Annotated in this window: 8 protein-coding genes; 4 read left to right on the top strand and 4 right to left on the bottom strand. The window is 60.6% G+C overall.

Translation table 11 applies throughout. The features are described from left to right. Positions 1–20 precede the first annotated feature (20 nt). A complete protein-coding gene (gene tkt / locus AACU78_RS03810; protein WP_106579898.1) occupies positions 21–2,078 on the bottom strand; it encodes a transketolase in 2,058 nt (685 codons plus the stop codon). A 175-nt stretch (positions 2,079–2,253) separates the two neighbouring features. On the opposite strand from tkt, the gene AACU78_RS03805 reads away from it, so the two are divergent. Next, on the top strand, positions 2,254–2,478 hold the full coding sequence (locus AACU78_RS03805) for a DUF465 domain-containing protein (RefSeq protein ID WP_106579897.1): 225 nt from the start codon (positions 2,254–2,256) through the stop codon (positions 2,476–2,478). A gap of 156 nt (positions 2,479–2,634) precedes the next feature. Here AACU78_RS03805 and hglS read toward each other — a convergent pair whose 3' ends face one another. After that, complete coding sequence (hglS, locus tag AACU78_RS03800) at positions 2,635–4,011, bottom strand: 2-oxoadipate dioxygenase/decarboxylase HglS (protein ID WP_106579896.1); 1,377 nt, start codon at positions 4,009–4,011, stop codon at positions 2,635–2,637. Between the two features lie 290 nt (positions 4,012–4,301). Between hglS and AACU78_RS03795 the strand changes: the two genes are divergently transcribed. Together AACU78_RS03795 and AACU78_RS03790 are read left to right on the top strand one after the other, a co-directional pair. Then, positions 4,302–5,711: an OprD family outer membrane porin gene (locus tag AACU78_RS03795; protein ID WP_106579895.1), complete on the top strand. Its 1,410-nt coding sequence runs from the start codon at positions 4,302–4,304 to the stop codon at positions 5,709–5,711. A 147-nt stretch (positions 5,712–5,858) separates the two neighbouring features. Then, positions 5,859–8,492: an MGH1-like glycoside hydrolase domain-containing protein gene (locus AACU78_RS03790; RefSeq protein ID WP_106579894.1), complete on the top strand. Its 2,634-nt coding sequence runs from the start codon at positions 5,859–5,861 to the stop codon at positions 8,490–8,492. Between the two features lie 127 nt (positions 8,493–8,619). On the opposite strand, the gene AACU78_RS03785 is transcribed toward AACU78_RS03790, so the two are convergent. After that, complete coding sequence (locus AACU78_RS03785) at positions 8,620–9,561, bottom strand: SphA family protein (protein ID WP_106579893.1); 942 nt, start codon at positions 9,559–9,561, stop codon at positions 8,620–8,622. Between the two features lie 204 nt (positions 9,562–9,765). Here AACU78_RS03785 and AACU78_RS03780 point away from each other — a divergent pair, with 204 nt between their 5' ends. Beyond that, complete coding sequence (locus tag AACU78_RS03780) at positions 9,766–10,803, top strand: AraC family transcriptional regulator (protein WP_106579892.1); 1,038 nt, start codon at positions 9,766–9,768, stop codon at positions 10,801–10,803. 41 nt (positions 10,804–10,844) lie between these two features. On the opposite strand, the gene AACU78_RS03775 is transcribed toward AACU78_RS03780, so the two are convergent. Beyond that, a complete protein-coding gene (locus tag AACU78_RS03775; RefSeq protein WP_106579891.1) occupies positions 10,845–11,396 on the bottom strand; it encodes an RNA polymerase sigma factor in 552 nt (183 codons plus the stop codon). Positions 11,397–11,698: the final 302 nt, after the last annotated feature.

The following is an 11,698-nucleotide window of genomic DNA, read 5'->3' as shown; positions in this document are numbered from 1 at the left end:
CCCGCTTGCGCATTTTTTTATCAGGATTTAGCCAGCTGTTCCTTCGCCAGCTTCACCACATTCTCTGTGGTAAACCCAAACTTTTCCTGCAACTTGGCCAACGGCGCCGAGGCGCCAAAGGTGCTCATCACCACTTTTGCGCCGGTCTGCCCGACGTAACGGTCCCACCCCAGCGGGCCGGCTTGTTCCACGACGACCCGGGCTTTCACCGCCGGTGGCAACACGCTGTCGCGGTACGCCTGGTCCTGTTCTTCAAACAGTTCCCAGCTGGGCATCGACACCACTTGCACGGCAATGCCTTCGCTTTTCAACTGCTCATAAGCCGCAACCGCCAGGCTGACTTCACTGCCCGTCGCCAACAGCAGGACTTCAGGGTTGTCCGCGCCCGCCAGGACATAAGCGCCCTTGGCCGCACCGGACGCCGGCGCGTATTTCGTACGATCCAGGGTCGGCAGCGCTTGACGCGACAGCACCACGCAACTTGGCCGATGGGTCTGCGCCAGCGCGACCTTCCACAGTTCCAGGGTTTCATTGGCGTCGCCGGGTCGCAGGGTCAGCAGCCCTGGCGTTGCGCGCAGTTGTGTCAGGTGCTCGATGGGCTGGTGCGTCGGCCCATCTTCGCCGACGCCAATGGAGTCATGGGTAAACACAAACACCACCGGCAATTCCATGATCGCCGCCAGGCGGATCGGCGGTTTCATGTAGTCGCTGAACACCAGGAAGGTCGAGGTGTAGGGTCGCAGGTACGACAGCGCCATGCCGTTGGCAATCGCGCCCATGGCGTGCTCACGGATGCCGAAGTGCAGGTTGCGCCCGCTGTAATCATCGGCACTGAAACGCCCGGCGCCATCAAAGGTCAGGTTGGTCTTGGTCGAGGGCGACAAGTCTGCAGAGCCGCCAAGCAGCCACGGAATCTGTTGGGCAAAGGCATTCAATACCTCGCCACCGGCTGCACGGCTGGCGACGCCTTTGGCGTCGGTGTCGAAGCTGGGCAGTTCATCCTGCCAGTGCTCGGGCATTTCGCCCGCGCGCATGCGGCGCAGTTCATCCGCCAGTTCCGGTTCGTACTGTTCCAGCTGCGACAAGTGGCGGGTCCATTCTTCATACTGCGGCTGGCTGCGCTCAAGCAGCGCATCGCGCAGCACGGTGCGGACCTCGTCGGGCACCAGGAAGCTGGAATCCTCGGGCCAGCCGTAGGCCGCCTTGGTCAGCCGGATCTCATCAGCGCCCAGCGGTTCGCCATGGGCGGCGGCGGTGTTGTGTTTGTGTGGTGAGCCGTAGCCGATCACGCTGTCGACCACAATGAGGGTCGGTGCGCCGGTGTTGGCCTTGAACGTTTCCAGGGCGCTGCTCAAGGCTTGCAAGTCGTTGGCATCGGTGACGTGCAGGGTGTGCCAGCCGTAGGCCTGGAAGCGCTTGATCACATCTTCACTGAACGCCAGTTCGGTATGGCCCTCGATGCTGATGGTGTTGTTGTCGTAGATCCAGCACAGGTTGTCCAGCTTCAGGTGCCCGGCAATCGAGGCCGCTTCGCTGCTGATGCCTTCCATCATGTCGCCGTCGCCGCACAGGGTGTAGACGCTGTAATCGAACAGCACGGTGCCATCGCGGTTGAAACGCTGGCCCAGCCAACGCTCGGCCATGGCCATGCCGACACTGTTGGCGCAACCCTGGCCAAGGGGGCCGGTGGTGGTTTCAACGCCGGTGGTCATGCGGTACTCGGGATGGCCCGGGGTCTTGGAACTCATCTGCCGGAACTGCTTGATATCGTCCAGGCTGATTGCCGGCTGGCCGGAGCGTTTGCCTTGAGCATCGATCTCCACCACACCGGCCAGGTGCAGCAGCGAATACAGCAGCATCGACGCGTGCCCCACTGACAACACAAAACGGTCGCGGTTAGGCCAGTCGGGATGCTGCGGGTGATAACGCAGGAAGCGGCTCCACAACGTGTAGCCCACTGGCGCCAGGCCCATCGGCGTGCCGGGGTGGCCGGAGTTGGCCTTCTGCACGGCGTCCATGGCCAGGGTGCGAATCGTGTTGATGCATTGGGTGTCGACAGCAGTGGCAGCGTGATTCATGAAACCGTTCTCCCTCGGGTGGCGATCTACAGTGGAGGGCAGGGCGTGGCAAAGGTTTGATCGCATCGCCCGCATTACGACGAACGGGGATGTAATGACCCGGGACATGACAAGACCCCCCGCAATGGGCTAGCTTCAAACGCGTAGGCCATTGATCAACTTGCGGAGGTACTCCATGCCAGTGAAACACGACCTGTATCAGGATCTGGGTTTGACCAAGGAAGTCGTTCACGAACGCAGGAGGGGCGATGACCGTTTGAACACGCTGCTCGAGCAATACGACGCCGCCGACAAGGAGGTGCTGGCTTTCGAGTCTTCAGGCGGGGCTGACGAAGAACTGGAAAAACTGAAGAAGAAGCGCCTTTTGGTCAAAGACAAGATTGTGCAGCAATTGGTGTAGTTGCAGTCCGCGCTCCTACAGGGCGCGGACATATTTGTTCAGAATTGTCTGAGGGACAGAGCGCTTTTCACTGTCTATCATGCGCACCGCCCACCCGGCTCTGGGGACTGTTGCGGCGCAAGGATTGCGCTGGTGAGCCGGGTGGGCACTCTCATTTCATACCTGCAGCGCCTGGATGCATTCATCCATCGAGCGCTGTTGCGTCTCGCTGTACAGCTTCAGCTCATCAATCGTTCGGCAGCCCAGTGCTTTCTCGAATTCGGCCTGGTTCGAATTCGCCGCATAGTGACTCTGCGCCGCATCCCCAAGATTGGACTGAAAGATCCCCGCCGCACTCACCGGCAGAAAATCCTCATACACCAGCGGTTCCACGTCCACATGGCCGGCAGCAACGCGCGCCTGGAGTGTGCCCGGTTGATTGGCTTGGCCGCGCGCCGCCAGGCCTTGCTTGGTCACGAAATAGCGAAAGTACGCCAGCCCTTGCTCGCGCATCTGGGTGTGGTTATCGGGGAATGCCTTGAAGTGCTGCTCCATCAACTGCACGTAACGCGCGGCGTTGGCCTCGTTCGGGAAGGCGCCCAGTTCGTCACGCGCAGCGTTCAGCAGCTGGTCGTACAGGGCGCGGCCTTTGGGCGTCAGCGCGACGCCGCGTTGTTCGATTTCGCCGAAGCGCGCGCTGTGGCTGCCCTTCGCGTCGGTGAAGGCGATCGGCTCGTCCAGCGCCTTGAAGCTGGTCTGGCGTAGCAGGATCGGGCAGTGGCGACGCGGCGGCCCTTCGATCACGGCCTTGGGGGTGATGCCTTTGCCGGGCATGGCGGCCTGCACCTGGTCGATGTCGAGGGTGCGCGGGGTCAGGTGATTAATGTGCGGGCCCTTGAACGCGACCACGTCGGCGATCAGGCGATGCTGGTCGCTCAGTTGCTGGTATTGCGCGCCGGTGACGGTGGCGGTGTGGTGCCAGCGAAAGGTTTCCAGGGCTTGGCGGATAAATGCCTCGGCGTCGTCGGCGTTGAGGCCGCCGTCGCGTTCCGCTTGCTCAATCAACGCCAAGGCGCCAGGGGTGAAGATGTTGCGTTGGGCCAGGGCGTTTTCGGCAAAGGCGCGCAGCTCAAGGTTTTCAATCAGTTCCAAGCGCAGCAGTGAGGTAAATACACGGAACGGGCTGGCTTGCAGTGAGCGTTCATGCACGGCGCGAAAGGCAGTGGAATGCACCGGCACGCCAGCGGGCGTCAGGTCGTAATAACCCACCGGTTGCATGCCCATCACGGCAAACAGGCGGCGGATGGTTGCCAGTTCCATGGCTGTGCCCAGGCGAATGGCGCCGTGACGTTCCATGTCCAGACGCTCGATTTCACCCGTGCGCTGCAACTGCCGGGAAAGCCCAGAATCACTGGCCAACACCCGGGTATTGGTCTCGGCCACCAGCGCCATCAGCGCCCCGTACAGCGGAACTTCATCTCGGTACATGTCGGACATGGCTTTGGAAAAGCCTTTACGGATGTCGTCGGGGCTGACATGTGCGGTGGTTGGCATAGAAAAATTCCTGATGGCTAGGGGCGTGAACTTGGCCTATCGCTGGATTTTGTTGAGCTTGAGCCACTGTTGCAAACGAAGAATCCTCTGGACTTCATTCTGCAAATGAATGAGATGACGTGAATATGACAAAAAACGCTGACGACGAAATTTCATTTTCACCGGCACTTTTCTAACAAATTCTTCACGAGGTGCGCCCCGGTCCTCATGAAACAATCGTCACGTTTGTAGGGATGAAAACGCCGTTTTGCACACAACGCACATAAAAAAATGTTTAGGGGCCGTCACACATGAAAATTTCTACACTGGCGTTATCCATCACCGCTGCATTGCTCGCGCAACACGCCTGCGCTGATGACTTCGGGCTCGGTTCTCTGGGCACGGGCACAGGTCACAGTGGCTTTCTTGAAGACAGCCACGCCGCCATCAGTTCGCGGACCATGTACTACAGCGCAGACAACCGCTCGGGGACCAGCAACGATCTGCGCGAAGCTGCGACATTGCTGCGCTTTGACTACAAATCCGGCTACACCCAAGGCACCCTTGGTGTCGGTTTCGACGTCATGGCGTTCGGCGCCTTGCGTCTTGATGGTGGCGACGGTCACGCCGCAGGCCCAGGGCTGGCGGGGAACGGCAACAGCTTCTTCCCGACCAAGAACAACGGCACCGAACCGGCCGACAGTTTCGGTCGCGCCGCCGGCAACGTGAAATTCCGTATTTCCCAGACCGAGTTGCACGTCGGCGGTGGTTTGGCCCCGGTGCTGCCTATTCTGGTCTCCAACGACAGCCGTGTTGCGCCACAGACCTTTGACGGCGGCATCCTCACCTCCAGCGACATTCCGAACGTAACCTTCACCGGCGGTGAGCTGAACAAGGCCGAAGGCCGTGCGTCCAGTAACTCCACGGGCCTGAGTGTGGCTGGCGGTACGCGCGACAGCGACAGCTTCAAGTTCGGTGGTGTGGACTACAAACCGTTCGGCTCGTCCGACAACGCCATCGCGAAAAACCTGACGCTGCAGTACTACTACGCCAACCTGCAAGACTTCTACAAACAGAACTATTTCGGCCTGGTCCACGTGTTGCCGTTGGGCAATGACCAATCGTTCAAGACTGACCTGCGCTACTTCGACAGCACCAGCGACGGCAAGAATGGCGAAAGCGGCTACGCGTTCAACAACAACGGTGGCTACGCCAAGCATGCTGGCGAGGTGGACAACAAAACCTACAGCGCCGCGTTCACCTACCAACTGGGCGGCAGCAGCCTGATGCTCGGCCACATCGGCGTGAGCGACGACGGCGGCTTCGTCTGGGTCAACCAGGGCAGCCTCGCCGACCCTCAGCAACAAGGCGCGGGCGGCAGCGACTTCTACCTGTTCACCGACGCCGTGGTTGGCCAGTTCTCCCGTGCGGGCGAGCAAGTCAACTTTGGTCAGTACTCGTATGACTTCAAGGCCTACGTACCCGGCCTGAAAGCTTCCGTGGCTTACCTGGACGGTACGGACATCAAGTCCAAAGTCGCCGGCGGCCCTGACCAGAAAGAAAATGAAACCGACTTCCGCCTGGATTACGTCGTGCAGGCAGGCCCGCTCAAAGGCTTCGGCACTACCTTCCGGACCGGTACTTATCACGGTCACAACACCGGCACCGCGGATCAGGATCAAACCCGCCTGATCTTCAACTACACCTACGCGATCTTCTAAGCACGCTCGCACGTTTACCGCGTTGAAAAAACCGAGGCCGCCTGATCAGCGGCCTCTTTTTTTTGCCGGGGTGGATGAGACTTCATGTGCATCCGAGCGTGGATGGGTTCTACACTGCCCGTCACTGTGTCAGTGATGGAGGACCCAATGACGGCCACACCCGTAACCAACATCCTTGAAACGATTGAGGGCCAACGCCTGGCGACGCCAGAGGCCGAGCGTTGGCGCGAGTGGGGCCCGTACTTGAGTGAACGCCAATGGGGCACGGTGCGCGAAGACTACAGCGCAGACGGCGATGCCTGGGCCTACTTCCCGCATGACCACGCGCGCAGCCGCGCCTATCGCTGGGGCGAAGATGGCCTGGCCGGTTTCAGCGACAAGGCGCAACGCTGGTGCCTGGGCCTGGCGCTGTGGAACGAGCGCGACACGATCCTCAAGGAGCGGTTGTTCGGCTTGAATAACGCCGAGGGCAACCACGGTGAAGACGTCAAGGAACTGTACTTTTTCGTCGACGGCGTACCCAGTCATGCCTACATGCGCATGCTCTACAAATACCCGCATGCGGCCTTCCCCTACGCCGACCTGACCACCGAGAACGCGCGCCGTGGGCTTGCGGATGCCGAGTACGAAATCCTCGACACGGGCGTGTTCGAAGACAACCGCTACTGCGATGTCAGCGTCGAATACGCCAAGCATCAGCCCGACGATATTTTCATGCGCGTCACCGTGCATAACCGCTCGGACCAGCCGACGCGCCTGCAGGTGTTGCCCCAGGTGTGGGCGCGCAATGACTGGAGCTGGACCCTGGATGCGCCCAAGCCGCAGTTGCGCCTGGACGGCGAACAGGTACTGGCCCGTCATCATGAACTTTCCGATCGCCACCTCAGCGCCTGGGGCCAGGACGGGGTGGAGTGGTTGTTCTGTGAAAACGAGAGCAACTATCAGCGCCTGGACGGGCAACCGGCACCCGGGCCGTTCAAGGATGGCATCAACGATTACGTGGTCGATGGCGTGCAGTCGGCGATTCGCCGCGATGCGGGCACCAAGGTCGCCGCGCGTTTCATCCTCGAACTGGCGGGCCTTGAAAGTAAAAGCCTGTACCTGCGGTTTGCGCCCACCGATGCGCCGCAGATCAACGCGCGCAAGCTGTTCGAACAGCGCCGCGAGGAGGCCGATCAGTTCTACGCGGCCTTGCAACACGGCATCAGCGAGGAGGATGCGCGCAATGTGCAGCGCCAGGCCCTGGCGGGTCTGCTGTGGTCCAAACAGCTCTACTATTTCGACGTGAACCAGTGGCTCGACGGCGACCCTGCCCAGCCGGCGCCACCGCCCGAGCGCCTGCACATCCGTAATACCCATTGGCGGCACCTGTCCAACTTCGACATCCTCTCCATGCCCGACACCTGGGAATACCCGTGGTACGCCTCCTGGGACCAGGGCTTTCAGGCGGTGGCGATTGCGCTGATTGATCCCGGGTATGCCAAGCAGCAATTGTTGCTGTTGGTGAAGGACCGCTTCATGCATCCCAACGGCCAACTGCCGGCGTATGAATGGCGTTTTGACGATGCCAACCCGCCGGTGCATGCCTGGGCCAGTTGGCGGGTGTATCAGCAGGACAAGGCGTTGACGGGTGTCGGCGACATGGATTTTCTGGAGCGGATTTTCCACAAGCTGCTGCTGAATTTTTCCTGGTGGGTCAATCGCAAGGACGCCGAGGGCCGCAACCTGTTCCAGGGCGGGTTCCTGGGCCTGGACAACATTGCCTTGTTCGACCGCTCGGCGACCTTGCCGCCGGGTTACCAGCTGGATCAGGCCGACGGCACGGCGTGGGTCGCGGCCTACGCGCTGGACCTGATGCGGATCGGGCTGGAGCTGGCAAAGCGCAATGTCGTGTACGTCGATATTGCGGTGAAGTTTTTCGAGCATTTCCTGTACATCGCCGGCGCCATCAACCGCGTCGACGACAGCGCCGAAGGGCTGTGGGATGAGCAGGACCTGTTCTTCTACGATGTGCTGCACCGCCCCGACGGCCAGAACGAGCCGGTGCGCTTGCGTTCCATCGTCGGCCTGATGCCATTGTTTGCCGTGCTGGTGCTGGAGCAGCGCGAACATGAAGGCCTGGAAGGCTTGCGTGAGCGGCTGCTGGGGTTCATGCATCACCGGCCGGACTTGGCCAAGTTGGTGTCGCGCTGGAACGAGCCGGGGCAGGGCAATCGCCTGTTGCTGGCGCTGTTGCGTGGCGAACGGACCAAGGATTTGTTGCGCCGCATGCTGGATGACCAGGAGTTTCTGTCAGGCTTTGGTGTGAGGTCCTTGTCCAAGGCGTTTGCCCAAGAGCCACTGGCGCTGAAGATGAATGGCGACACCTTGTGCGCGCGCTACCAGCCGGGCGAGTCGGACTCACGGTTGTACGGCGGCAATTCGAACTGGCGCGGGCCCTTGTGGATGCCGGTGAACTACATGCTGATCGAGTCGTTGCGCGAGTTTCATCGCTACTACGCGGATAACTTCTCGGTGGAGTACCCGACCGGGAGTGGTTATCTGGCGTCCCTTGAAGAAGTTGCAGACGGCCTCAGTCAGCGTCTGACGCGATTGTTCCTGAGGGATGAGGACGGGCTGCGTCCGTCGATGGCGGGGTATGCGCAGCTGGAAGCGGACCCGGCCAGTCGCGACCTGGTGCTGTTCCATGAGTATTTTCACGGGGAGACCGGGCGCGGTCTGGGCGCCTCGCATCAAACTGGCTGGAGTGCGTTGGTGGCGCTGCTGTTGCAGCCTCGTTAGGGCACGCTCCATGGCAGGGGGCACGGGGCGTCTCGGGCCACGATTGGAGGCTCAGGCCGCCCCGGCTGGGCGAGTGATCTTAGGTGCTCCCTGCTTAAAAAGCGGATTTGCCCACGACCCGAATGCCTCACAAGGCAAACGGAATCGTCAGCTTGGCCCACAGCATGTCGCCTTCCGGCCGGTTTTTCACATCAAACTCCTTGGCCCAGCGCACCTCTGCGCTGGCGTATTGGAGGAAGGTGAAATACACCGCCGGACCTATGGCAAACACCTGCCCACGTACGCCGTCATTCACATCTTCGCCGTAGATATTCACCACGGTGCGCCCGTACTGCTTATCGTCGGTGGTCTGCTTGAGGAAATAGCCGTTGACCCCAAGGCTCAGGTTGTCGGTGACCTTGTAGCTGGCCGAATAATCGAAGTGAAAAATCTGCCCGGAGCGGTAATCCGTGTCGTGGTTCTCTTCGTTGAAACTGTAGGTCGTCTTGATCGACAGCTCCGTGCGCGGGTTGGGCAGCCAGGTCGCCGATACCAGCGGCTTGTAGGTGTAGAAGTTGTTGCTGGTATTGGCCAGGCGCGCGGCGTCGTATTCGCCGGTGGGCAGGGTGATTTCCAGTGCGGCAGCCAGGGTCAGGTGCTTGCCCATGTCCCACAGGATGATCGGCGCCAGGGTGGTGTCGCCCATGCTTTCGCGCGTGTCCGACATACCGAACAGTGACACCTGTTGCTTGAGGTACGGCTGGGCAATGTAGCCGCCCAGGCGCCCGCCGAACACGCGCACCGGGCTCAGGTAATCCAGGCGCGGAATAATGGCGTCCGACTTGATGCGCACCTCGGACACTTTGCCACCCAGCGAACTGATGTCCAGTGTGCGGGCCTCGTAGTGGTTGTAATACAGGTTGAACGCGAACATGTGGTCCGGCAGGTTGTTCACGTCCAGCGGCAGGATGTAGAAACCATCGGTGCCCGGACCGATATTGTCGACGCCGCCTTCGGTGGCCAGCGCCGGCAGGCTGAGCAGGCTCAACAGCGCGACTTGCAGCGGGTGAAGCGCACGGGTGGGGTTCATGTCTGGCCTCATTATTATTGTTAGGGCACGGCTGGCCATTAGAAATAAGCCCTCAACGCCCGGCAGGGCAGGGTTTTGGCGGCCAGATAGGGGGACTTTGCCGGACAGGTTTCACTCAGGATGCAGCGGCACTTGCAAGCGCCTATGATTAACAGGATGTTTCTAAAACAAGTACTGAAGTACTCAGTCAGGAACCCGTGAGCCATGCAAAGGAAAGCCGTTGACCCGCAGTTCGAACTGGCGCTGGTGTCGCCGTTCCTGTTGCAAACCCTCGGGCAGGTGGTGACGCAGAGGGGCGCGAATGCCGAAGACCTCTGCCGTGGACTGGGGTTTGCCCTGGCCGACCTGGATGACCCCGCCCAACGCATCTCCTACCGTCAGGCCGCGGCGATGATCCAGCGCGCACTCAAGGTGTTACCCGATCAGGGCTTGGGTTTGTGGGTGGGCCATCAGAATGTGCTGGGCACCCTCGGCTTGCTCGGCCATGTGATTTCCCTGTGCAAGACCCTGCGCGATGCCTTTGCCATTGGCGAGCGGCATCAGCACACCTCCGGTGGCATCGCCACCACCCGTACCCATGAAAGCGCTGATGAAGTGTGCGTCGAGGTCGAATGCCTGCTGCCGTTTGCGCCAGTGCAGGTGTTTGCTGCCGAGGAGTTCTTTGCCAGCCTGATGGTCTACGGCCGCGCCTTGGTCGGCGCTGATTTCATGCCGCAACGGGTGGAGTTCGTGCACGCTGCGCCCCCTTATGCTGCTCAATATCAACGCCTGTTCGGGGCCGATGTGCGTTTTGGCTGCCTGCACAACCGAATGGTGTTGGCGCCTCATTGGCTGGACGTGCGCTTGCCCAATCACCATCCGTTGGCGTTGCGCCAGGCCCTGGCGTTACTCGAGCTGGAAAGCGCCCAACTGCACCAGAAGATGGACCTGATCCAGGCCGTGGAGCGCGCAATTTCGCGGGACTTGCACGCCAGCCAATTGGAGAAGGTCGCCAGTGACCTGAACATGAGTGGCCGCACCCTGCGCAGGCGCCTGACCGAACACGGGCTGACCTTCGAGGCCTTGCTTGAGCAAGTGCGACGCGCGCGTACGATGGGGTTGCTGGGGAATCCGGGGCTGTCTATCGAACGTATCACCGAGGCGGTCGGCTACAGCGATGTGCGCAGTTTTCGGCGAGCCTTCAAACGCTGGACGGGGGTAAGCCCCAGTGCGTTTCGCGGGGAGGGCGGTGGGGCGGCGTAGTCCGTCGGGTAGTCCCGTCAGGATGCCGGTTTAGAGCGGTTTCAGGACGCCGACGAGTTTTCTGGCCGAGCGCGCAAAGGTTTGCTTTTTGGCGAATCAAAAAGCGCGCCGATCGCCTGACGCGCACGCGACAACCGGCTCATGATGGTGCCGATCGGCAGGTCGAGCATCTCGGCGGCTTCCTTGTAGCTGAAGCGCTCCACACCCACCAGCAGCATGACTTCGCGCTGGCCTTCGGGAAGCTTGTGGACCGCTTCGATAATCTGCCGGTGCATCAGGTCGGATTCCGGATTGGGCGCCTCCGGGTCGCTGACGGTTTCCAGGAATTCATCGTTCCAGTCCATGCGCGAACGGCTGCGCACCTTGCGCGAGCGCAGCTCGTTGATCCAGGTGGAATGGACAATCGAAAACATCCAGCTCAGCACCGACGTATCGGGCTGCAACTGATGAGAGCGTTCCAGCGCGCGGACACAGGCGAGCTGAACCAGGTCTTCGGCATCGTGCTTGTCACCGGAAATGCGCAGCGCGAACGCCCAAAGGCGCGGCAGCAGTTCTGGAAGCAGTGCGGGTAAGTCAGCACCGGTGATCGACATATTTCCTCTTTTTATTTCTTGATGCCTAAAATGCTGAGGTCAGGCTACGAGGTCGATACCGTAGCGGATGCCTGTGTCGCGGCGTCCTTTTTGCGGTGCTGAGGGTCCTTGGGGTGACGGTGAATTGTATCAAGCCGTAAACAAAATGTGTCAATTCGACAGGCATTGAAAGGTTATTGACAGCTTATGCAGGTACTAGGCCAATAATTCTGACAATCGTGTCAGGAAAACTACCCCGACACATGGTGAAACATATAAGATTTATTCGGCCCTGGGAATATTTTCAATTCCAGGGTGTTCTC

The organism is Pseudomonas sp. R9.37 (assembly GCF_963878885.1).
Classification (GTDB): Bacteria; Pseudomonadota; Gammaproteobacteria; order Pseudomonadales; family Pseudomonadaceae; genus Aquipseudomonas.
Note: the sequence above shows the minus strand (reverse complement) of the source record. Positions and strands in the feature narration are given on the sequence as shown.

Bases quoted from the DNA above. Each gene is read 5' to 3' on its own strand.
- tkt (WP_106579898.1), bottom strand. From the start codon at position 2,078: ATGAATCACGCTGCCACTGCTGTCGACACCCAATGCATCAACACGATT.
- AACU78_RS03805 (WP_106579897.1), top strand. From the start codon at position 2,254: ATGCCAGTGAAACACGACCTGTATCAGGATCTGGGTTTGACCAAGGAA.
- hglS (WP_106579896.1), bottom strand. From the start codon at position 4,011: ATGCCAACCACCGCACATGTCAGCCCCGACGACATCCGTAAAGGCTTT.
- AACU78_RS03795 (WP_106579895.1), top strand. From the start codon at position 4,302: ATGAAAATTTCTACACTGGCGTTATCCATCACCGCTGCATTGCTCGCG.
- AACU78_RS03790 (WP_106579894.1), top strand. From the start codon at position 5,859: ATGACGGCCACACCCGTAACCAACATCCTTGAAACGATTGAGGGCCAA.
- AACU78_RS03785 (WP_106579893.1), bottom strand. From the start codon at position 9,561: ATGAACCCCACCCGTGCGCTTCACCCGCTGCAAGTCGCGCTGTTGAGC.
- AACU78_RS03780 (WP_106579892.1), top strand. From the start codon at position 9,766: ATGCAAAGGAAAGCCGTTGACCCGCAGTTCGAACTGGCGCTGGTGTCG.
- AACU78_RS03775 (WP_106579891.1), bottom strand. From the start codon at position 11,396: ATGTCGATCACCGGTGCTGACTTACCCGCACTGCTTCCAGAACTGCTG.